Genomic DNA, 21,794 nt, shown 5'->3' with positions numbered 1-21,794 from the left:
CATGACAGCGATCGTCTTTTCGTCCACGTATGGTTCCACGGAGCGCTACGCCCGCGAGCTCGCCGCCCGGGTTGGTGCCTCGTGCATCACGCTTGACGACGCCACCTCCCAGCCCCCTCATCGCGGCCCAGTGGTGATCGTGTCGCCGAACTATGCGGGGCAGTTTCGTGGCGTCGATCTTGCCCGCTCAGTGGCGCACCAGGGCGTGCCTGTTGCTTTCGCTGCGGTGGGTATGACCCCGCTGTCGCAGGCCCGAGCGAAGGACCAGCTGTTGGGGGTGCTGGAGTGTGCGAGTATTGAGCGTTTCTATTTGCCGGGCCGTCTGGCCTATTCGGAGATTTCTCGGGTGCACCGGGCGGCTTTGTGGACGCTCACGAAGGTGCTGCGCGCCAAGACCTCGTTGAGTGTGGCGGAGCAGGAGCTTCTTGATGGCTATGGCAAGGACATCTCGCGTATCGATTTCGCGGAGTTGGATCCGATCGAAGCCTGGCTGCAGCGTGCCTCAACCGCCGCCAGGTGAACATTGTTCATATCGGCATCGCTGTCATAGTTTGCGCATCCGCACCCGCTGGATGGAATGATCGATGTTTTTCCGCAGCACCAGCGACGCCCGCACCCGGGTGGGCAGGATGTTTTCGACGAGGTTGGGCAGGTTCACGGATTGCCAGATTTCGCGGGCGACGTCGCGGGCGGAGTTGTCGTCGAGGTTGGCGTAGTGGGAGAAGTGGGCGTTGGGTTGTTGGAAGGCTGAGTGGCGCAGTTTGAGAAAGCGCTCGATGTACCAGCTTTCGATGTGTTCGGTGGCGGCGTCGACGTAGACGGAGAAGTCGAAGAGGTCGCTGACCATGAGGGTGGGGGAGGTTTGAAGGACGTTGAGCCCTTCGAGGATGACGATGTCGGGGCGTTCGATGTTGATGGTCTCACCGGGCACGCGGTCGTACAGGGTGTGGGAGTAGACGGGTGCTTGGACAAGGGGTTTGCCGGCTTTGACGTCGGTGACGAAGCGTAGCAGGGCGCGTCGGTCGTAGGACTCGGGGAATCCTTTGCGGCTCATGAGGCCACGGCGGTGGAGTTCGGCGCTGGGGTAGAGGAAGCCGTCGGTGGTCACAAGGTCCACTCTGGGGTGGCTGTCCCAGCGGGAGAGGAGTACTTGGAGCAGACGTGCGGTGGTGGATTTGCCGACGGCGACGGATCCAGCGACGCCGATGATGTAGGGCACGGGGGTAAAGGGCGCGTCGACGAACTCCGCGGTGGCTTGGTGGAGGCGCTGTCTAGCGGCGACTTGCAGGTGGATCAGTCGCGAGAGCGGGAGGTAGACTTCGGCGACTTCGTCCAGGTTGATGGATTCTCCGATGCCGCGCAGCTGAATGACTTCTTTTTCCGTCAACACCTGCGGCATGGATTTACGCAGCGTGCGCCATGAGTTGCGGTCGAAGTCGAGGTAGGGGCTGGAGTCGTTGGCGCGGACCATAGCCTCTATTGTGCCTTCTGGGCTTGCGAGGCTAAAACTTTAACCCCGCTGTCTGTTGGTGTGATCGGGGGTAGGGTACAAGGTGTATGTGGCTTTAGTCTCGCCCCGAGAGTTAGCTACGGTTACAGTACGTTCGCGGCAGGGCTTGCTTGTCGACGCCTCCTCGCTGCCGCTCTACCACCGTGATAGGGAAGGACCTTCATGAGCGAGAACACCTCGGATATCCGCTACCAGTCGCTTGCCGAGCTCGATCCCGATGTGGCTGCCGCGATCGGCGGCGAGCTGGGTCGACAGCGCGACACCTTGGAAATGATTGCCTCGGAGAATTTCGTGCCTCGCGCGGTGCTGCAGGCCCAAGGCTCGGTGCTGACTAATAAGTACGCGGAGGGCTACCCGGGGCGTCGTTACTATGGCGGCTGCGAGCACGTGGATGTCATCGAGGATCTTGCCCGCGAGCGGGTGAAGAAGCTTTTTGGTGCTGAGTTCGCGAATGTGCAGCCGCACTCGGGGGCGCAGGCGAATGCCGCGGTGCTCATGGCCCTGGCCAATCCGGGCGATAAAATCATGGGCCTGTCTTTGGCCCACGGTGGTCACCTCACCCACGGGATGAAGCTGAATTTCTCCGGCAAGCTCTACGAGGTGGCCGCCTATGAGGTGGATCCTCAGACCTTCCGCGTGGATATGGATAAGGTGCGCGAGCAGGCGCTGGCGGAGCGTCCGGATGTGATCATTGGTGGCTGGTCCGCCTACCCGCGCCACCAGGACTTTAAGGCCTTCCGCGAGATTGCTGATGAGGTGGGGGCGAAGCTGTGGGTGGATATGGCCCACTTCGCGGGCTTGGTGGCGGCTGGGCTGCACCCGAGCCCGGTGCCGCACGCTGACGTGGTGTCCTCGACGGTGCACAAGACCTTGGGCGGGCCGCGCTCTGGGGTGATCTTGGCCAAGCAGGACTACGCCAAGAAACTCAACAGCGCTGTCTTCCCGGGACAGCAGGGCGGGCCGCTGATGCACGCTATCGCCGCGAAGGCAGTGACCTTCAAGGTGGCCCAAACTGAGGAGTTCAAGGATCGCCAGGCCCGCACCATCGAGGGGGCGAAGATCCTAGCTGAGCGTCTGATGAGCGAGGATTGCGCCGCGGCAGGTGTGGATGTGCTCACCGGCGGCACCGATGTGCACCTGGTGTTGGTGGATCTGCGTAACTCCGAACTCAACGGCCAAGAGGCCGAGGATCTCCTGCACGAGGTGGGCATCACCGTCAACCGTAATGCTGTGCCCTTTGATCCGCGCCCGCCGATGGTCACCTCGGGTCTGCGTATCGGCACCCCGGCGCTGGCGACCCGCGGTTTCGACGCCGCTGCCTTCACCGAGGTGGCAGACATTATCGCCACCGCTCTCGCTGCTGCTAAGAACGCCGATGTTGCGGCGCTGCGTAAGCGTGTCGATGCCCTCGCTGCGCAGTACCCGCTCTACGACGGCCTCGAGGAGTGGAAGCTCGCCTAGGCGCACACAAACAACCACCATCGGCTCGGCATTCAGCTGCGGAGACGATGGTGGTTGGGTGTTTTAGGAGTTCTTGTTTTCTTGGAACTTCTCGCGCTCTTCGGCCAGCCAGGAAGGCATGGCGGAGATGAGCTCGTCGATGGCGGCAGTGGTCATGGGCACATCCATCTCGTTGCGTTTGAGGGCGGCGATGGTGATACCGAGTTTGTCGGCCACCACGGGACGCGGGTGGGGGCCGTGAGCGCGCAGCTCAGTGAGCCACTCGGGCGGGTTGGTGCGCAGGGCCTTCAGCTCCGCGTGCGTGATCGCGGTGGTGCGGAACTCCTCTGGGCAGGCGGGGAAGTAGATTCCCAATTTCTTGGCGGCGGTCTCCGGCTTCATAGCGGTGCCGGAGGGCTCGATGGGGGTGCGTGCAGATTCTTCGTTCACAGGCTTCACGGTAGCATTTATGCCCATGGAACTCGTGATCTCGTACGTCAAGGGCACTGCGCCTGGCAAATGGTTTGCTCGGATGCGGGACCGCACCGACATTACGTTCCGTTCCTTCGAAACTTATGATGCGCTCGCGGACATCGATTCCGGCGAGGCCACGGTAGCGCTCGCGCGGCTTGTCGACGCCACCTCCCTCGACCATCTCGACTCCTACCACGTGGTCACCCTCTACCAGGAGCAGCCTGGGGTTGCGGTGCCGGTGGATTCTGAGCTCACACTGCTCGAGGAGATCTCAGCTGAGGATATCGCCGAGGAGATAATCACCATCAACGCCCCCGACGAGCAGGGCGTGGTGGATGTGGCCGCGGTCAAGCAGGCGCTCGATGTGGTCGGCGCCAATGTGGGCGTGGCTATCGCCCCGCGGCCACTTTTGCGCTCGTTCAATGTGAAATCCTGTGCCCACCGCGACTATCGCGACGGCAGGCCCACCACGATCGCTGTCGTGTGGAGGAAAGACAGCGATTGCGAAGAGATCCAAGAGTTTGTGGGCATTACCCGTGGGCGCACCCCGCGTAGCACCCGCACCGAGCCGGCAGGGGAGACACGCAACAAGCGTTCAGCGCGGGAGAAAACACTCGCCAAACAGCAGCGGCGGGGACAACGCACGGCGGCCGCGGGCAAGACTAAGGGTGGACGGCGTGCGAGGCGGCGTCGATAAGCCTAGGGGAACTGCGTGCTCATGGGCATATGTTGCAGGGTAAATCTGCAATGAGAGAAGATAGTCCGCATGGCACAGCGAGATTTCCGTATCCGGCCGATGACGAAGGCCGACTATCCGCAGGCCCGTGCAATCTATGAGCACGGGCTCGACAGCGGTCACGCCTCCTTCGAGACCAGCGGTCCTACTTGGGAGGAATTCGCGCAGAAGAAGCTGCTGAAAACCTGCTTTGTCGCGGTCGAAAAAGACAACGATGAGAAGGTGCTCGGTTGGGTTTCTGGGGCGCCGGCCTCCTCGCGCTCTGTGTACTACGGCGTGGTGGAAAACTCGATCTACGTGGGCAAAGACGCTGTCGGGCGAGGTATTGCTGGGGCGTTGATGGATAAGCTCATCGAGGTGTGCAATAGCTTGGACTATTGGTCGCTGCACGCGTGGATCTTCCCCGAGAACGAAGGTTCAAAGCGGTTGCACGAATCCCGCGGTTTCGAGCGGGTGGGCACCATGCATCACATGGGACGCATGACCTACGGGGAGCTCAAAGGCCAGTGGCGCAACGTGGATTTGTACGAGCGGCTGCTGGACAAGCCTGAGGATTATGACCCAGACAATCACACCCACGAAACCCTGGACCGGCTTGATCACGAGGACTACGCGCCCGAGACCTAAGAGATAGCTACTCGCAACACAGGCGCCCACCGGCGGCCACGAAAAGGCGCCGGTGGACGCCTGTGGTCTTCCTTGATGGATGAGCTCGGCGCCTCGGTGGGGCTAGCGGGCTGCGGGTGTGCGCGAGGGATGCTCCTCATAACCGGCAGGCTCGGAATGCTCCACGATCCGAGTGCGTGGGGCATCCTCCTCCGAAGTCGTGGGTGCAGCCCCAGCATCGCTGTCTGTTCCGACCGTCTCACGCAACTTCTCGTGTTTGATGCACAACAGCAAGATGAACGACACCACCACCATCGGCATCACGTACACAAACACCGGGGTCAGCGCGTCGTTGTAGCTGGCAATGAAGGCCTCCCGCACAGGTGTGGGCATCTGCTCCACCAACCCTGGGGTGATGGCGTTGGTGTCGAGCCCGCCGTGTTGCGCCATCGCGGCCTGCTGCTCGGGCGGCAACTGGCGGGTGGCGGCGGGGATTCGTTCGGCGAGCAGGGTGGAGAGATTGCCCACGAACACACCGCCGACCAGCGCGGAGCCGAGCGAGGAGCCGATCTGGCGGAAGAAGTTGTTCACCGCGGTGGCGGTGCCCACCACGGCGGCCGGTAGCGTGTTTTGGACGATGAGTACGAGCACCTGCATGGACAGGCCGAGCCCGAGGCCGAGCAGGAAGAGATAGACAGCGATCTGCCACACCGGGGTGGAGGGTTGCATGGAGTGGAAAAGCACGAGGGTGGCAAAAACGATCACCATGCCGACGATCGGGTAGATGCGGTAGTGGCCGGTGCGAGTGATACGCAGGCCGGTCCAGATGCTGGTGCTCAGCATGGAGACGAGCATGGGAATCATCATGAAGCCGGCCTGGGTGGCGTTGAATCCGTGCACCATCTGCATATAGGTGGGCAGATAGCCGAGCACGCCAAACATGGTGATGCCCAAGACGAGTCCCACGGTGGTGGTGAGAGCAAAGTTACGGTTGGCGAAGAACTCCAGCGGCACCACGGGGTTGGTGGCGCGGCGTTCGGCGGCGATGAGCGCGATTGCAGAGAGCACAAAGCCAAAGATCAGGCCGATGATCACTGGGTCGGACCACTCGTAGCGGGAGCCGCCCCAGGTGGTGAACAGGATCAGGGTGGTGGCGGCGCTGACCATGAACAGCGTGCCGAGATAGTCCCAGCGTAGCGTCGTCGAGCGTGCGGGGATCTTTAAGACCACGGCCGCGACGATAATGGCGATCACACCGAGGGGCAGGTTCATCCAAAAGGCCCAGCGCCAGCCCGGTCCTTCGGTAAACCAGCCACCGAGTAGCGGCCCGAGCACGGCCGAGAGGCCAAACACTCCGCCCATCACGCCCATGTAGCGTCCGCGTTCACGCGGCGGCACGACATCGGCGATGATGGCTTGGGAGAGGATCATCAACCCGCCGGCGCCGATACCCTGCACCGCGCGCCCAGCGATAAGCAGCACCATGCCGCTGGCCAAGCCGCCCATGACAGAGCCGAGAAGAAAGATTACGAGGGCCGCGATAAACAGCTGCTTGCGGCCAATGAGATCGCCCAGCTTGCCGTAGATGGGCAGCATCACGGTCTCCGCGAGCAGATAGGCGGTAATCACCCACATCATGTGGTCCACGCCGCCGAGCTCACCGACGATGGTGGGCAGGGCGGTGGCGAAGATCATCTGATCGAGGCTGGCCAACAGCATGGCCACCATTAGCGCAGATAACACCCACCAGACGCGCTTCTGCTCCTCGGGAGACAGCGCGGAGGGGCGGGGCTGCTTCTTTGTTTTTCTCATGATTAGGCGAACTCCTTCATGGTGGTGGCGAGGTGCTCTAAAGCGCGGGCGCATTCCTCCCGCAGTGCGGTGTAATTCGCGTGTGGGCGCTGCAGCCAGCGGTGATGCCCGAGATACATCGAGGTCGATACCAGGGCGGTGATGGCCTCTGCTTGTTCCTCTTCGCAGTCCAGCAGCTCCCGAGTGAGCTCGGTGAGTGAGCCGAGCGCAGCCATCATTTGGGCGCTGCGCTGGGCGGCGAGAGCGTGGTTGCGGTGCATAATTTCCTTGCGGTGCCGGCGCAATGCATCCTCGTCTGCGCCCATCCCATCGATCACGATGGTCAGGTGCAAGGTGAGGAGGTCTGCCAGCAGCTCTGGGTGCGGGGTGGCAAGAAACGCCGCCCGTTCCTCCTCGGACAGCGGCCGTGGTCCGGGGCCGATCACCGCCTGTTCCTTGGAGTCGCAGTAGTTAAAAAAGGTGCGTTTTGAGATCCCGACCTGGGTGCAGATCTCATCCACCGTCACTGCGTCGAAGCCGCGCGCAGCTACCAGTCGGGCTGCGCAGCAATAAATGGCCGCCTGGGTTTCGCGGCGCTTTTTGTCTCTGAGGTTTTCGTGAGTCACGCCAGCAATCTAACGCCGAAAGTGCACTGGGTGCAAACTTGCACTGCGCGCATTTTGCTGGCGAGGTGGGATGGCTTGCATGCTTATCGACGCCCACCCGGGCTCCATCCTGCTATTCGCCCAGCTCGACCCGTATGTGCTGGACAATCGCGGGTGTGAGCTGCGCACACCTGATCCCCTGATGGTGAGAATGATCGCAGCGTCTGTGCTGTCAGCACAGGGCGAAGTGCACGGAATCGCCCGGGGCGAGCTGAGCTAGCCGGTCGGTGCTGGCGCGTGTGAGTACCGCGATCACGGGATAGCCGCCGGTGACGGGATGGTCGGGACCGAAGATCACCGGCTGGCCATTCGGCGGGATTTGAATGCTGCCGCGCACCATCCCCTCGCTGGGTAACTCCCCAGTGCGGCAGCGCTGCAGGGCAGTATCGCCACACAGGCGCACACCCACTCGGTTGGACTCGGCGGTAACGGTGTAGCGCTGGCTCAGCAGCAGGCCCATAGTGGCGGTATCGAACCAGTCATCGCGGGGTCCAGGGGTGAGAGTCAGTGCTGCGATCTCGCTAGTAGGGCTCGAGACGGGCAGCCGCCGCAGCCGTGGCCACCAAGCTGGATCCTCATAGGCGTGGCCAACGGTGAGCACATCCGCCTCTGCTAGGGGAGCGGGGCCCATCCCGGATAGCACATCGTGGCTGGCTGAGCCCAGCGTGTGCGCCACATCCCAGCCGCCCCGCACAGCAACATAAGATCGCAGGCCCGCTCGGGGCGTGGCCACCTCGAGGATGTCACCAGCCGAAAGGTCAAGTACCTCATAGGTGCTGTGGGTGCGCATGCCGCGGGAGGTATGGATGAGCACATCCGCGATCGTGCCGGTGAGCACCACCATCGCCGCGTCCCGAGCGCGCATGCTGAAGCCGCCGCCAAGCAGCTCGATTACCGCGGCTGATCGATGATTACCCACAGCGTGATTGGCCTGCGCTGCAGCACGGCGGTCAAACACCCCGGACTGGCTCACCCCCACGCTGGCGTAGCCGAATCTCCCGCAATCTTCAATCAGCGCCAGCGCCCCAGGGGAGCAGAGATCAAAGGTGCAGCTCATTGCTTCTCCGTAGGGACAAAGCGCACCCTATCGCCGGGCATGACAAGCGCCGGTTGGCTGCGATCGGTGCACCACATCGTGGCCGTTGTGCTGCCTATAAGCTGCCATCCTCCTGGCGACTCAGCGGGATAGACCGCAGAAAAACCACCCGCCACCGCCACGGAACCGGCTGGTATTCGCGGGCGTGGTGTGGACTTTCGGGCTATGTCGTGTGCGTCCTGCTCATCATTGACGAGATAACAAAACCCAGGCGCGAAGCCGCCAAAGGCTGCATGCCACGGCCTCGAACTATGCCAAATGGCCACATCGGCGGGCTGTATGCCCAGCTGGGCTGCGACCTCTGCGATGTCCGGGCCGTCATAGCGCACGGGGATTATGATCTCAGATCCGGTGGCGATGGGGGCAGTGGACGCCAGTGGGAGCTGGTGGCACAGCGCGGTGGCCTCGGAGACGCTGAATAGCCGGGGGTCAAGATGAAGAAGCACGGTGGTGGCCGCGGGCACCACATCGATGATGCCGGGGTGATCGAGAGCTTTCAGGCTGTGGTGGGCAGCGGCGACCGTCTCGCGGGGCGTGGCGGAGTCACTGACATCAAGAAGGATGGCGCTGTCGCCGCACGGAAGAATATTCACGCTCGCACCTGCATACCGGCATCCTCAATGCTGCGGCGAATGCAGCGGGCCAGGGCAACGGCTGCCGGGCTATCGCCGTGCACGCAGAGGGAATCTGCCTCGATGTGGATCTCGCTACCGTCGATAGCGCGGATCGGCTGGCCTGCGGCTATTGCTGTCGCCTGCGCGCTGGCGGCGGCAGGATCAGTAATAACCGCACCTGCAGTTCCGCGCGGGGCAAGGCGAGCATCGGGGGTGTAGCGTCGATCAGCGAAGGCTTCACGTATCACGCTCAGCCCGGCATCCATGGCCCATTGGGTGATCGGCGCGCCGGCCAAACACATCAAGGCCAAGGAAGAATCCACGTCCCGCACAGCCGCACACACAGCATCAGCGAGCGGCTTGTCGATAGCGATAGTGTTATACATCGCGCCATGAGGTTTCACATACTCCACCTCGATGCCCACGGCGGTTGCTGCGGCCTGCACTGCGCCGATCTGATACACCAGTTCGGCATAGAGCTGCTCGGGGGTATAGGCCATGGCGCGCCGGCCAAACCCCTGGAGGTCGCGGTAGCCAGGATGCGCTCCCACGCGCACCTTCTTGTCCGCGGCTAAGCGAAGAGTATGCAGCAGCACCTCCGGATCGCCGGCGTGCACCCCGCAGGCCACATTGGCGCTGCTAATAATCTCGAGCAGCGCGGAATCATCGCCCACCTGGTAGTGCCCGAAGCTTTCTCCTAGGTCTGCATTGAGATCGATCGTGGGGCAGTGGTGCATGCGTCAGCCTCATTTCTTTCGCCATGGGGTGAGGTGCAGCTGGGCACAAATGCACGAAGGCGCGCCCATTGCGAGGCGCGCCTGTGCCGTGGTCACCTAGATAACTTAAGGTGTGTTGGGATTAGTCGCGATCAGTGTTGCACATATCCAGCACGTTCAGGCGACGGTCCAGCTCCTCCTCGGTGAGGTTCTCGCCATCAACATAGCCGAGATCAATCACGGTCTGGCGGATCGTGGTGCCCTGCTTCAACGCGGTCTTGGCCACCTTAGCGGCAGCCTCGTAGCCGATAGCGGAGTTCAGCGGGGTGACGATGGACGGCGAGGATTCGGCCAGAGTCTGCATCCGCTCCACATTCGGCTCGATGCCATCCACCAGCTTCTCCGCGAACACCCGAGCGGTGTTCGCCAGCAGGCGGGCGGATTCGAGGACGTTGCGGGCCATCATCGGGATGAACACGTTGAGCTCGAAGGCGCCCTGGGCGCCGCCGAAAGCAACCGCGGCGTCATTGCCGATCACCTGGGCGGCCACCTGGGTGGCGGTTTCGCACAGCACCGGGTTGACCTTGCCCGGCATGATCGACGAGCCCGGCTGCAGATCTGGCAGGTGAATCTCAGCCAGCCCGGTGAGCGGACCGGAACCCATCCAGCGGATATCGTTGGCGATCTTGGTGAAGGACACGGCGATGGTGCGCATCGCCCCGGAGAACTCCACCAGGCCATCGCGGTTGGCCTGAGCCTCGAAGTGATTCACGCACTCGCGCAGCTCCTCGACGCCGGTGAGCTTCACCAGCTCGGCGGTGACCTTCTCGCCGAAATCGGCAGGGGTGTTCAGGCCGGTGCCCACGGCGGTGCCGCCAATCGGCAGCTCACCCAAGCGGGGTAGGGTGGCCTCGATACGCTCGATGCCGGCAGCGATCTGACGGGCATAACCAGAAAACTCTTGGCCCAGGGTGACCGGAACGGCATCCATGAGGTGGGTGCGGCCGGACTTGACTACCTCTTCCCACTCCTGTGCCTTCTTCTCCAGGGAATCCTGCAGCACCTTCAGGCCCGGAATGAGGTCCTTCACGGCTGCCTCGGTGGAGGCCACGTGGGTGGCGGTGGGGAAGGTATCGTTCGAGGACTGGCCCATGTTCACGTGGTCATTGGGGTGCACCTCGACGCCGTTGTTCTTAGCGATGGAGGCAATGACCTCGTTGGTGTTCATGTTCGAGGAGGTACCGGAACCAGTCTGGAACACATCGATGGGGAACTCGGCGTCGTGCTTGCCCGCGGCGATCTCCTTTGCCGCGGCGATGATCGCTTCGGCCTTTTCGGCGTCGAGCGCCCCAGAATCCTTATTCACCTGGGCGCAGGCTGCCTTCAGCAGGCCCATAGCGCGGATCTGCGCGGACTCGAGACCACGGCCAGAGATCGGGAAGTTCTGCACAGCGCGCTGAGTCTGTGCGCGCCACAGAGCGTCAACGGGCACCTTCACTTCGCCCATGGTGTCGTGTTCGATGCGGTACTCGGTCATATAAACCACCTTAAAAAGTTGGTGACAGTGTGTCAGTCGTGCACATTGCCCACCGCCGAAGGCCGCAGCGTTGTTCTGCGGTGCACGAAGCGGGGTAGGCACTGCTTTTAAGTATGACTGATTTTTCAGTCGCGGGTAGGGCTGTGGCTGCCAAGAATCCCCCGAGCTAATGTGAGCTTATTCACTTAAAGACAGAGCGGTTTAGTTATTGCAGACAGGACTGTCTATTGTGGGTGGTGTTCCTCGCCGAATCCTTTGGGCATCCGGCAGGGGCACCAGCCACCACATCCGCCGTGCGGCCCACACCGCACACGAGTGAAAGACACAGGGGATTTCGCATGATTATCACCGGCCTCGCACTGGGCACGGTTCTTGGCGCTGTTCTCCAGCGCGGGCGCTTCTGCGTCACCGGCTTTCTGCGCGACATTTATCTTCGGCGCACCATGCGCCCCTTCACCGCCCTGCTCATCGTGATCAGCATCCAAGCGATCGGAGTGCAGCTCCTCACCAGCTTGGGCATCATCCAGCCCGAGTTCGACCCCTTCGCCCCGCTGGCGGTGATCGGCGGCAGCTTGCTCTTCGGCATCGGCATCGTCCTTGCTGGCGGCTGCGCCTCGGGTACGTGGTATCGCGCCGGGGAAGGGCTTGTGGGCTCGTGGATTGCGCTTATCGCCTATGCGCTCAGTGCTGCGGCCATGAAAACCGGCGCCCTCACCGGGCTGAACGACTGGGGTCGAAGCATCCAGACAGAGCACGTCTCCATTGCCGCCGACACCGGAATCAATACCTGGGTTTTTATCCTCGGCCTTAGCCTGGGAACAGCTGTGCTGGCCTGGCGCTACACAGCATCCGCCCAGAACCAGCCGCAACCGCGCCCTCAGCAGACTGCAACGGCAGTGGGCTCTCGCTTCGCGGCGCCCATTCCGCTCTACCGTGCAGCGGTGTTGGTCGGTGTGATTGGCGTGGTGGCATGGCCGCTGTCTGCGGCAGCCGGGCGCAATGACGGCCTGGGTATTACCACCCCATCAAAGAATGTGGTGAACTACCTCGTCACCGGTGAGAGCAGCTTCCTCGATTGGGGTGCGCTACTGGTGCTGGGAATTCTCGCCGGCTCGCTTGTCGCGGCGCTGAGCACCGGCGAATTCCGCGTCCGCGTTCCCGATAGTCGCACCGCAGTGGCCTCCCTCATCGGCGGCGTGTTCATGGGAATCGGCGCCAGCTGGGCCGGCGGTTGCACCGTCGGAAACGGCATGGTGCAGACGAGCCTATTTAGCTACCAAGGTTGGATCGCACTGGCCTTCACCACGCTCGGGGTGTGGCTGGCAGCCAAGTTCTACCTAGCCCCGTCGACACGCGGCTCGGCCCCCGCACAGGATCAGCCCACCCTCAATGACAGCACCGACCAGCTGCCGTCTGCATCGCTTGTCGACGCCAACCGCGGCACCACCGCACTTGCTACCCGGCCCGCGCCCAGCTTCCAAGCAATCGATCTCGGCCTCGAGACCACGGCGCCTAGCCGCGAGGTGCGTGCACTCGGCGAGGGGCGCTACAGCCTCGACAGCCGCGGCGATGTCTGCCCCTTCCCGCTGCTCAAGCTGAAAAACGCAGTCGCCACCTTAGAACCTGGTGATGTGATCAGCATTGTCTTCGACTGCACCCAGGCCACCGATGCCATCCCCTCGTGGGCAGCGGAGAATGGCCACAGCATCCTCGACTTTGTGCAGCTCGGGCCCGCCGAATGGGAGATCACTCTCCGGCTTTATGCAGTGGCCAGCTAAACCAGCTGCGCCTTAACTGCTAGGAAACGCCGGCGTGTGCGGGTGGGCGAAAAACAAATCCTGATCCGCCCACAGCGCGGCAGCCTGACCTTGGGCCTGGGCTTGCGCCACAAAAGTCAATGGCTGGGCAGTGCCGCGCAGGACCGCGGTGTCTCCCGCGGCGAAGACCAAGGGATTGCTGGTGCGCTGCTGGGCGTCGACCAGCACAAAGGGGCCCTGGGTCTCCAGTTCGAGATCAGCGCTGAGATCAAGGCTGGCGCTGGTAGGGGCGTGGAAGAAGACATGATCGAGGTGATATTCCTCGGTTGCCTGATCCTCCGAGGATGGGCTGAGGGGCTCGGTACGCAACACACACCCAGAGCTCTCTCCTGCGTGTATGCGCTGGGTGCGGGCGTGAATTATTCGCACTCCTAGTGACTCGAGAGCGCTGCGATGCTCTGCGGGTGGGAGTTCCTCGGTGATAAGGGTGACGCGATCGCTAAGACGTTGGCGCAGATAGAGCGCCTGATAGCAGGCAAGTAGCCCAGCCATCGGGGCACCGGGTCGCTGGATGTGAACGACCGCGATGGCTGAATCCTTAGCCTCGTAGCCGTGGCAGTAGGGACAATGCAGCACCCCAGTGCCCCATAACTCGGCGGCGCCGGGCAGCACATTGGGGTGATCATGCTGGCCGGTGGCGAGAATGAGGCGCTGGGCGACGATCACACGGCCGCCAGCGAGGGTGACCTCGACTGCCTCTACGTCTTGGCCGTCGTCTGTTCGGGCGGTAAGAGTGCGGGCGGAACGAACCTGCTCGCGAACAGCAACAACAGTGTCGAGCTCGCGAAGAGCCGCCCGGGCATTCGCCATGTAGTCAGAGGGGGAGATGCCATTGCTGGCGGCGAGCATATTAATGGCAGGGGAGGGGGCATTGCGATAGTCGCCCTTATCGATGTGGATGGTCATTCGCCGCTGCCGACCCAAAAGCAACGCGGCCGTCGCTCCAGCGCCGCCACCTCCTACTACGATCACCTCGGCATCAACTAAAGGCAGGGAAGTGGGGTTGGTCATCGTTTTTACCTCCATGGCGTGAGTGCGGTGTTCATCGTAGGCATACGAGCTTCGTCCTCGCCTATGAGTGGTTGGAGTTTATGCATCGTGATAGCTCGCAAGGATAGCGGCACGCCGGTGCCCGCGGGCCCTACGCGAGGGGCTCCCAGGTAGGGGCGTCTGCTGAATTTCGTGCTTTGTTCGACTAGGGCTTTCGGTAGTGACCGTGTGATTGTTCGCAGTTTCTGCATCGGCGAGCTGAGCATCAGTTGGTGGGTAGGATTCGGATTCCGCAGAAGACTCGACAATCTTCGATACAAGCGCATCGACTGTGGGGTTGGTGAGTAGGTCTACCACTGTGACGTTCATACCCAGTGCGTGCAATCTTTGCTGCGCTGCAACCAGGTCCAGCGATGTGATGGATTGCTCGAAAAAGGGACGTTGTGGATCAAGATCGTCGAGATTTGCGATGTCGCTGAGTGTGGAGTGAACAAGCTTCCTTACAGCTGCAGAGTCAGGATACCGTTGAGTACCAAACTGGCTGTGATTGGACTTTATCTTGGTGTTTGAGCGATTCAGCAGCGAGAGGAATTTATTGAAGAGACGACTTAAGTCAGATGCGTCGACGACAGTGGAATCAAAATCCCAGTTAATAACTAGATTTCCGTTTTCCTCTGTACGGAATGCTTGAACATCGAGCAATATCCCAGGGGTTTGAGAGATCGCATAGACGGTCTCGCCGAGCACGCTGAGCAGCTGCGAGGCGTCACCAGGGGCGCTGCCTAACGCGCTCGATACTGCAACGACGGGCATAGCCACGCCGGCGTTTCTGGCAGCGCGCAGTTGATTATTGCCATGCGCCTTGCCGTGTGGCGAGTTGATTCTCGCATCCATGCTCTCCCAATACTGCGTATGCAATCCCGACTTCGCTGCCGCTTCGCCTTGGCTACACGGCACCGTCAGTACTGCGGTATGGGTGAGCTCTCCTGCTGGGCCATCAGGATCCGTGATAGCTGCAGGATTTGTCGTCACAATGAGACTGCAGTCCTCATCGGGGGAAAGGGTCTGGGCGACGCACCAGATGATGTACTGGGTCATTGAGGCAGAGTGGTGCATCGCGTCCTCCTCCAATGTGGAGGCCAGATGGGCCGGTACAACATGGCGTAGCCTGTGCCAACAGTGGCGGCTTCCCGCAGGGTGGTGTGGGTCTGCTGGGTCGGAAGCGGCACCGACAGCGGTGAGTGGCAGGGCCGGTGAGGGCGCAATGGGTGCTCCCGGTTCCGCCTGCCGAATGGGAGCAGCAGCGGCTGGGAGGGGGACACGATCCCATTCCCGTGTGCACCCAGGCTGCAGATACTCCTGCTCGATGACACGGGTGATGCGTAGGGCAGTGGGCGCATCGAAGAACAAGAGATCCACATCGACAATCACTCGCCACTGTCTGTGACCGGTGTGGACGGCAAGAACCTCAATCAAAGGCGCGTGCCCAGAGTCAAGAACCCGAGTCGCACGCTCGTCGCGAATCTCCGAGAGTCGGTGCTGTTGTTCGCTTTCGGAGAAATCGCTGAGATCAAGGGTAGCGACATCGATTTCAGCATCAGGGTCGCGGCGGGCCGTTGCGTTGGCCGTTGCGTACAGCTTAAGGCAATCGAAGACGTCTACCGTGCGTGTGCACGCCGCTTGGAGCCGTTGCGGGTCTAGCTCCGAACAGTGAATTTCTGTGTAGTAGTGAGCTGCTGTTTTGGCACCATAAAACGGAGTTTGACGGCCGATGAAATAAGCAAGTTGCATCTCGTTAAACGGCACATCACAGTCGTCAGCGTCATGATCGTCTACAGGCGCCGTACTGGGAAGAGTTGTTCCACCGTTAGCGTCGAGCGCGGCGTCGTCCACATTTACCAACTCCGTCATCGTGCTCTGCGGCGCGGGGGTACACGCAGTCCGATAAGATGTCTGCGGATTCTCCGCGCTCTTGAGACCAAGGAGTTGCTCTAGCTGATCGACAGCAGAAACACACTCTTCGATGCGTGCTAAAGCATCAGCAATACGGTGCATACGTACCGACAGTGGTGCCCTCGTCTGGCCGCGTTGCGTCCCTTCCTCCACCTGCTCGCTGTTCGAGGAATGCGAGTAAAGGCCACTGAGCTCTGGGTATGAGTCCACCATTGATGGTTGTTGTGAGGGGCTGTCGGGCGAATGGCGAGGGAGTGGTGCATCCTCTGGAGTCGTCCTGTCAGTCTCAGAGGAAGTACTTCTGAGAGAGTCTAAGAGAGCTCCTGTCGTTTCAGCCTTCGTCAACGTCGTGAGCGAGGGGCGTGTTCCGGTGTGCTCCTCAATGAGCAACGCCAGCTGGACGAGGCTGATGCTGTCAAAACCCAGAGCGAGTAAAGGCAGGTTCTTCCAGTGCTCTTGGTCAGTACGGGCAGAAATGAATGCATGCACTGCATCGGCGAAAGCTGGGCTTTCGCTCTGTTCTTCTGTCTCTTCCGCCGTACTGATAGGTCGTGGGGCGTGGTGGGCTGCGCTATCCACCGCGGTCGCCGTGCTGAGGTTGCTCTCTGCGGGGGCAGGCGATTCCTTTTCGCTCCCCGTGGCCGCCTCTCCTGTGGAGGAGCGCTGAGTTGGCGCCGTATTTTTCTTTCGGGAGGTGCTGAAGGGATCGGGTAGCGCGGAGAAATCAACCTTTCCATTGTCGGTCAACGGCAGGGCGTCTAGTGTGACGATGCGGTGCGGCACCATGTAGTTGGGCAGCGAGTCCTTGAGCTGCTGGTAATAGTCAGAGGCCGCTGAGTTGTCATGTTGCGCAACATAGGCGATCAGCCTTTGCCGATTGTCTGGTCCGCGGACTGCGGTGACGACAGCACCGCGAACATTGGGCATGCGTTGCAGTGCTGCTTCGACGTCGCCAAGTTCGATACGGAAACCATTAATTTTCACTTGGCGATCATTTCGACCTAAGAATTCGATGGTGGAATCACTCCGCCATTTACCGATATCGCCTGTGCGGTAGAAACGTCGTTGCAGCACGGGATGAATGATGAAGCGGTCGTTCGTTTTTTCTTCATCCGCTAGGTAGCCGCGGGCCACTCCGTGCCCACCAATGTGTAGCTCTCCGGGTTGGTCCACCCGGCAGGGCAGGCCGTTTTCATCAAGCACCAAGAACTCTTGGCCACGGAGGGCACGGCCATAGGGAATACTCGTCCACGACTCGTGCACCGCTGTAATGGGATAGGTAATGGACCAGATAGCCGCTTCGGTCGCGCCACCAAGGCTATGAATATAGGTGTCGGGACTGAGGGACCACATGCGCGTGGGCAGCGTGATGGGAAGCCAGTCACCAGAGAGAAGTACATGCCGCAGGCTGCGAATAGACGGTGGCTGAGGGGTGGTCTCTAGTGCATCGATGACGAGCTCGAATGTGGCAGGAGCGGAATTCCACACTGTGCTCCCGTGCTTCTCTATGAGCGTGGCCAAGTAGGTGGGGTCAATGGCTTGGTGGGGATCTGGAAGGATCACGCATCCTCCTACACCGAGCATCCCAAACACGTCGTATACAGAAAGATCGAAGCTGAGAGACGACACCCCCAAGACGCTGTCCTCTGCGGTGATAGTGAATCGGTCGTTAACGTCATCAATAGTTACCCGGGCTTGACGGTGCTCGATTGCGACACCTTTGGGCTCTCCGGTGGAACCCGAGGTAAAGATGATGTAGGCCAGATCGTCGGGGCTGGTGTGGCGCGGCGCTGGTGCTAGGGGGTGTTCTTCCTTTAGGACAGGGCCGCAGCTGGTGTCCAGCGTCCCGTCGTGGCGGAGCGTGATCTGGCTCAGCGAATAGGTCTCTGCCAGGGCGCGGAGAGCTTCGGATTCATCGGACAGAGTGAGGAGCGTCGATGGTGTCGCCCGCTTCACGACTGCCTCGATTCGAGCTGCTGGCCACGCGGGGTCTACGGGCACATAGGCCGCGCCGCTGGCGCATACCGCCAGCGCCGAGACTACTTGAGCGGCTGACTTTGGCATAGCGATGATGACACGATCACCAGCAGTGACCTGGGTGTCAAGGGTCGTGCGCAGTGCGGAGACGCGCTCTTCTAGCTCTCTATGCGTCACGGTAGCGCTAGTAGTGATGATTGCGGGACGCTCTGGATAGCGCTTGGCGGCTCGCATCCAAGGAGTATGGAGCAGACCGTCGTCCTCGGGGACACCGGCATTTGCCGGGGCATCCATCTCGATGTGGAAGGGCATCCACCCTAGACTCGGCCGCTCCCATGTATCGCTCGTGGCGAATTGGGAAAGTGCTCGGAGAGAAGAATCTGCGAAGCTCGTCCACATGTCCTCTGGCCATTCTCCGTCGCGCACATCCCATACGAGCACGAGGTCATCACTTGCGGTGAATACGAGATGATCGACCAAAACCTGCGGAGTTTGAGACAATCCGAGCTGCTTGTTCCCAAGCCACTCCTCGGCATCAGTTGTTCCTACGCCGAGAGTAGAGGTGAACACGATGGGATCAGTTGCACTAAAAGGCGAAGCCTGTTCGTGCAGCTTCCGACGCTTGCGTTCGGCGCTGGCAGGGTAGGCGCGGTGATCAACGCACTCCCACAGCCGATCGGTGATGTTTTTAATCGTGCGCTCTGCAGGAGCCGTGTAGTTCAACGTAGGAACATCACAGATGGCATTGCTGCTGAAGTCGCCAATGACATCCGATTGTCCCGGAGGGCGGTCATAGACGGTGAGGTTAATGGAGAAATCCTCATCGTTTACTCGGAATCTATCTAAGATCACTGCGTATACCGTCAAGAGCAATCCCGTGGGAGAGACGTGGTGACGTTCACACTGCTCCACAATCTGCGCCCACGTCTTCCCATCAATGCGGCGCTGGTATCGAGTAGTGGTGTCTGCGGCGTCCTGTGGAGCGACAGCCAAGGTGGGTGGGGGATTAAGTTTTTGTTTCTCCCACCATGCCTGGGCATCGTGCGACTCCGGCAGGGGAGAGGGCTGGCGAAATGTATCGTGAGCGCTCATTTCGGAAAACGGCATATACACTGCCTCCTTCCAGCGTGTGAGTAGGGCGGTAAAAGACGCATAGTCGAGAAGAACTGCATCCGTGCTGAGTAAAAGATGCACGCTGTGGTCAGGCAAGAGGACCGCTGTGATCGCGAACATCGGCCAGCGCATCGGGTCGAAGACAAGGTGCGAATGGCTGTGACGCAGCATCGTCATGCGCTCCTGCGCAGTGTGCTGATCGCTCGCACGGAGGTCGACGCGTTCAATCCGATAATCGCGGCAGTCGATCACTGCCTCCCGCAGGCGCCCCTCGGCTGTGACCGCACTACGCAGAGTGATTTCTGCGGCGAGCACTCTACGAAAGGCAACGTCAAGGACCTCAATTGCGAGTTCAGCTGGGGTTGTATCTGGCGCATCATCTAAGAGATATCGGGCTGCGGGACTGCGGGTGATGGCATCGATATCGAGGATGTACTCGTTGAACCAATGGGACCCCACCCCACCAAGTTCAAACTCGTGGGAGCGCCCAACCCAATACGCAGTCTGAAGGGCGGTGAGTGGCATCTCTTCGGCAGCGTCCGCAGAGCGAGAAAAGGTTGAGGAATCTTCGGCCTGCCCCTGAGCGCTGGAGCCTGCTCCCATTTGGGGGTGGTAGCGGCGTGCAATTTCGCCCAAGGTGAGTGTGCCCAGAAGTTCGCTGAGTGGGACCTGTATTCCTAAGTCCTCGCGCAAGGTTTGTTGTATTTTAAGGGCCTGAAACGATGTGACTCCGCAATCACGCAATGTCACAAGTTCGGGATTGGGCAGTGTGCCAACGTCCTCAGTGAGGTGCGCACTGTCGAGGACAGCGAGCAGAGACCGCAACCCGTAATGGGTAACGTTGCCAATTGGGGAATTCATAGTTAGATTTTTACCTCAAAGATTGAAGGTTGCCTAGGCTTCGTACAGCGTTGTGTGCGATGAAGCGTGATGGAGGGAAAAAGATTCACGATGAGCAGCCCAGAAGAGCGCTTAGAATATGGAGTTTTTATGCGCATCGTGGCCCCAATCCGTCGCCGTTTGCTGTTCGCTTCGGTCTTGCAGGCGCTGTCCTCGTTCAGTGCTGTGGCGGGAATGCTCTGCACCGCAGCAGTGGCTGGATGGCTGGTCACTGACCTCGGAACGGGGTTCCTTCCGTGGCCGCTGTTGATAGGCGCCATCCTCGGATTCCTCGGCCAAGCGATCTTTTTGGGCGCGGCGACCACGGTGAGCCACCTGGCCGACACTTTTCTCCAGCGTGAGCTGCGCGGGGATATCGCCGATTATCTGCAAATCCAGCCCATGGACGAGTTCGCTGAAAAAGACTCAGCGGCAGTGAAACGAATGCTCACAGATGATGTTGGGGCCCTACACAACGTCGTTGCGCATGCGCTTATCGACGCCGTCGCCTCGATTCTCACGCCAGTACTCGCCCTGATCGCCCTGGCGGTTTTTTCCCCACAGGCGGGACTTATTGCCTGTGTTCCGGCTCTGATGGGCGCCGGCATTCAGCTCCATCACGGGCGCACTGCGATGGCAAAGATGGACGAGTATTTCGCACATGTGTCCGCCCTCGACAGTGCAAGTGTCGCTGCCGTGGAAGGTGTCGCAGTCTCGAAAGTCTTTTTCACTGTTGACGATGAGACGGCATCTGCCGATCAATTCCGGAAGGCCGCGACGCGCTATAGCCGTTTCGTCCACGCGTGGGCGATGGATGTGGGACGCAAAATGACGGCGGCGGAGATCCTCCTGAGCCCCGTGCCCGCTTTTGTGATCGCAATTGGAGCTGGGCTGCTGTTCGACGTCGGCACCGCGGCGATCGCCTATGCCGCCTTGCTCGCGCCGATGGTGGGAGCTCCCATTTTGCCGCTGGCCTATGCCGCACAACATATCAGCGCCGGGCTAGCCGCAGCGCAACGCTTAGACGCGGTGATGGGAGAACGCGCAACGGACCGCCCCCGCGATGAGACTCACAGCGCACACAGCCAGTGGCCGGAAGACTGGGAGTCCATCGAACTGCGCGAGGTGAGTTGTTCGCGGCAGGGACATCGCGTCCTCAACGGAGTAAGTGGGGTCATCCATCGCGGGGAAAGCGTGGCCCTAGTTGGCCCCTCAGGAGGCGGAAAATCAACACTCGCCCAGGTCCTCGCGGGGCTGTATTCCATCGATGAGGGCGACATCATCATCCATGCGCCCTCGGGAGCGGTGAGGATGACGCAACTACCGCTGGGGGCAATCGGTACGTATGTCGCCTTCGTGGGTCAACACCCAGGAATTTTGCAGGCGAGCATCGCAGACAACGTCACCATGGGGCGCGACGCAGTCAGCACCCGCATCGATTCCTGTCTGCAGCAGGCGCAACTCGATGAGCGGGTACACGCCCTGCCGGAGAGCACGAACACCATTCTTGGCCGGGAAGCCTCTTTTAGTGGCGGCGAACGGCAAAGGCTCACTCTTGCCCGTGCTCTCTACCAGCGAAAGCCCGTGCTCATTCTCGACGAACCTACCGCTGCAGTTGATGTGCTCGGCGAGCGACGCATCGATCAGGGGTTGGAAGAACACCACCAACAAGGAGTCACCATTATCAGGATTGACCACCGACTCACCTTTGCCACACAAGCGCAACAGGTGTGGGTGATGGACCGCGGCAGCATCGTCGAACACGGTAGTCCGGCGGACTTATGCGCCCAGCGCGACTCGGTATTCAGCCAGCTCTGTGTGGGGTTGTAGGTCCGCGATGAGTACTCACAGCACACATTCGAGTGCCGCAGGACGGTCCA

The 21,794-nt window shown here is 61.0% G+C and carries 16 protein-coding genes; 6 read left to right on the top strand and 10 right to left on the bottom strand.

Translation table 11 applies throughout. The features are described from left to right. The first annotated feature begins 1 nt into the window (after position 1). Positions 2–520, top strand: coding sequence for a flavodoxin domain-containing protein (locus tag CCICO_RS07550; RefSeq protein WP_018019178.1), 519 nt, complete (start codon positions 2–4; stop codon positions 518–520). 24 nt (positions 521–544) lie between these two features. Here CCICO_RS07550 and coaA read toward each other — a convergent pair whose 3' ends face one another. Continuing rightward, a complete protein-coding gene (gene coaA / locus CCICO_RS07545) occupies positions 545–1,471 on the bottom strand; it encodes a type I pantothenate kinase (RefSeq protein ID WP_018019177.1) in 927 nt (308 codons plus the stop codon). 201 nt (positions 1,472–1,672) lie between these two features. On the opposite strand from coaA, the gene glyA reads away from it, so the two are divergent. Beyond that, the gene (glyA, locus tag CCICO_RS07540) at positions 1,673–2,971 is read left to right on the top strand and encodes a serine hydroxymethyltransferase (protein ID WP_018019176.1); all 1,299 of its coding nucleotides are present in this window, start codon (positions 1,673–1,675) and stop codon (positions 2,969–2,971) included. A gap of 63 nt (positions 2,972–3,034) precedes the next feature. Here the strand turns inward: glyA and CCICO_RS07535 are convergent, their stop codons facing one another. After that, positions 3,035–3,427, bottom strand: coding sequence for a DUF5997 family protein (locus CCICO_RS07535; protein ID WP_018019175.1), 393 nt, complete (start codon positions 3,425–3,427; stop codon positions 3,035–3,037). Between CCICO_RS07535 and CCICO_RS07530 the strand changes: the two genes are divergently transcribed. Both CCICO_RS07530 and CCICO_RS07525 read left to right on the top strand, forming a co-directional pair. Beyond that, on the top strand, positions 3,426–4,121 hold the full coding sequence (locus CCICO_RS07530; protein ID WP_018019174.1) for a type 2 periplasmic-binding domain-containing protein: 696 nt from the start codon (positions 3,426–3,428) through the stop codon (positions 4,119–4,121). The two genes, CCICO_RS07535 and CCICO_RS07530, sit on opposite strands and share 2 nt — an antisense overlap. 69 nt (positions 4,122–4,190) lie before the next feature. Next, the gene (locus CCICO_RS07525) at positions 4,191–4,787 is read left to right on the top strand and encodes a GNAT family N-acetyltransferase (RefSeq protein ID WP_018019173.1); all 597 of its coding nucleotides are present in this window, start codon (positions 4,191–4,193) and stop codon (positions 4,785–4,787) included. Between the two features lie 102 nt (positions 4,788–4,889). Here the strand turns inward: CCICO_RS07525 and CCICO_RS07520 are convergent, their stop codons facing one another. The 6 genes from CCICO_RS07520 to CCICO_RS07495 form a co-directional block, all read right to left on the bottom strand. Then, positions 4,890–6,578, bottom strand: a complete 1,689-nt coding sequence (locus CCICO_RS07520; RefSeq protein WP_018019172.1) for an MDR family MFS transporter — start codon at positions 6,576–6,578, stop codon at positions 4,890–4,892. A gap of 2 nt (positions 6,579–6,580) precedes the next feature. Continuing rightward, on the bottom strand, positions 6,581–7,183 hold the full coding sequence (locus CCICO_RS07515; RefSeq protein WP_018019171.1) for a TetR family transcriptional regulator: 603 nt from the start codon (positions 7,181–7,183) through the stop codon (positions 6,581–6,583). 211 nt (positions 7,184–7,394) lie between these two features. Next, the gene (locus tag CCICO_RS07510) at positions 7,395–8,279 is read right to left on the bottom strand and encodes a 5-oxoprolinase subunit C family protein (protein WP_018019170.1); all 885 of its coding nucleotides are present in this window, start codon (positions 8,277–8,279) and stop codon (positions 7,395–7,397) included. Further along, entirely contained in the window at positions 8,276–8,911 is a 636-nt protein-coding gene (locus tag CCICO_RS07505; protein WP_018019169.1) for a 5-oxoprolinase subunit B family protein, read from the bottom strand. The genes CCICO_RS07510 and CCICO_RS07505 overlap by 4 nt, the downstream gene beginning before the upstream one ends. Then, entirely contained in the window at positions 8,908–9,669 is a 762-nt protein-coding gene (locus CCICO_RS07500) for a LamB/YcsF family protein (RefSeq protein ID WP_018019168.1), read from the bottom strand. The genes CCICO_RS07505 and CCICO_RS07500 overlap by 4 nt, the downstream gene beginning before the upstream one ends. 121 nt (positions 9,670–9,790) lie before the next feature. After that, the gene (locus tag CCICO_RS07495) at positions 9,791–11,185 is read right to left on the bottom strand and encodes a class II fumarate hydratase (protein WP_018019167.1); all 1,395 of its coding nucleotides are present in this window, start codon (positions 11,183–11,185) and stop codon (positions 9,791–9,793) included. Between the two features lie 338 nt (positions 11,186–11,523). Here CCICO_RS07495 and CCICO_RS07490 point away from each other — a divergent pair, with 338 nt between their 5' ends. Further along, a complete protein-coding gene (locus tag CCICO_RS07490) occupies positions 11,524–12,963 on the top strand; it encodes a YeeE/YedE thiosulfate transporter family protein (protein ID WP_018019166.1) in 1,440 nt (479 codons plus the stop codon). A gap of 12 nt (positions 12,964–12,975) precedes the next feature. Here CCICO_RS07490 and CCICO_RS07485 read toward each other — a convergent pair whose 3' ends face one another. Further along, complete coding sequence (locus CCICO_RS07485) at positions 12,976–14,013, bottom strand: NAD(P)/FAD-dependent oxidoreductase (RefSeq protein WP_018019165.1); 1,038 nt, start codon at positions 14,011–14,013, stop codon at positions 12,976–12,978. Positions 14,014–14,091: 78 nt separating this feature from the next. Continuing rightward, positions 14,092–19,896, bottom strand: coding sequence for a non-ribosomal peptide synthetase (locus CCICO_RS07480; protein ID WP_018019164.1), 5,805 nt, complete (start codon positions 19,894–19,896; stop codon positions 14,092–14,094). Positions 19,897–20,025: 129 nt separating this feature from the next. On the opposite strand from CCICO_RS07480, the gene CCICO_RS07475 reads away from it, so the two are divergent. Further along, complete coding sequence (locus CCICO_RS07475; RefSeq protein ID WP_167540142.1) at positions 20,026–21,744, top strand: ABC transporter ATP-binding protein; 1,719 nt, start codon at positions 20,026–20,028, stop codon at positions 21,742–21,744. The last annotated feature ends 50 nt before the right edge of the window (positions 21,745–21,794 follow it).

This window comes from Corynebacterium ciconiae DSM 44920, from assembly GCF_030440575.1.
Lineage (GTDB): Bacteria > Actinomycetota > Actinomycetes > Mycobacteriales > Mycobacteriaceae > Corynebacterium > Corynebacterium ciconiae.
This window is presented reverse-complemented; position numbering and strand designations above follow the sequence as displayed.

What these genes read in the sequence shown, in the direction of transcription:
- CCICO_RS07550 (WP_018019178.1), top strand. Translation starts at nt 2, where the DNA reads ATGACAGCGATCGTCTTTTCGTCCACGTATGGTTCCACGGAGCGCTAC.
- CCICO_RS07535 (WP_018019175.1), bottom strand. Translation starts at nt 3,427, where the DNA reads ATGGGCATAAATGCTACCGTGAAGCCTGTGAACGAAGAATCTGCACGC.
- CCICO_RS07520 (WP_018019172.1), bottom strand. Translation starts at nt 6,578, where the DNA reads ATGAGAAAAACAAAGAAGCAGCCCCGCCCCTCCGCGCTGTCTCCCGAG.
- CCICO_RS07530 (WP_018019174.1), top strand. Translation starts at nt 3,426, where the DNA reads ATGGAACTCGTGATCTCGTACGTCAAGGGCACTGCGCCTGGCAAATGG.
- CCICO_RS07490 (WP_018019166.1), top strand. Translation starts at nt 11,524, where the DNA reads ATGATTATCACCGGCCTCGCACTGGGCACGGTTCTTGGCGCTGTTCTC.
- CCICO_RS07495 (WP_018019167.1), bottom strand. Translation starts at nt 11,185, where the DNA reads ATGACCGAGTACCGCATCGAACACGACACCATGGGCGAAGTGAAGGTG.
- CCICO_RS07485 (WP_018019165.1), bottom strand. Translation starts at nt 14,013, where the DNA reads ATGACCAACCCCACTTCCCTGCCTTTAGTTGATGCCGAGGTGATCGTA.
- glyA (WP_018019176.1), top strand. Translation starts at nt 1,673, where the DNA reads ATGAGCGAGAACACCTCGGATATCCGCTACCAGTCGCTTGCCGAGCTC.
- coaA (WP_018019177.1), bottom strand. Translation starts at nt 1,471, where the DNA reads ATGGTCCGCGCCAACGACTCCAGCCCCTACCTCGACTTCGACCGCAAC.
- CCICO_RS07525 (WP_018019173.1), top strand. Translation starts at nt 4,191, where the DNA reads ATGGCACAGCGAGATTTCCGTATCCGGCCGATGACGAAGGCCGACTAT.
- CCICO_RS07510 (WP_018019170.1), bottom strand. Translation starts at nt 8,279, where the DNA reads ATGAGCTGCACCTTTGATCTCTGCTCCCCTGGGGCGCTGGCGCTGATT.
- CCICO_RS07475 (WP_167540142.1), top strand. Translation starts at nt 20,026, where the DNA reads ATGCGCATCGTGGCCCCAATCCGTCGCCGTTTGCTGTTCGCTTCGGTC.
- CCICO_RS07480 (WP_018019164.1), bottom strand. Translation starts at nt 19,896, where the DNA reads ATGAATTCCCCAATTGGCAACGTTACCCATTACGGGTTGCGGTCTCTG.
- CCICO_RS07500 (WP_018019168.1), bottom strand. Translation starts at nt 9,669, where the DNA reads ATGCACCACTGCCCCACGATCGATCTCAATGCAGACCTAGGAGAAAGC.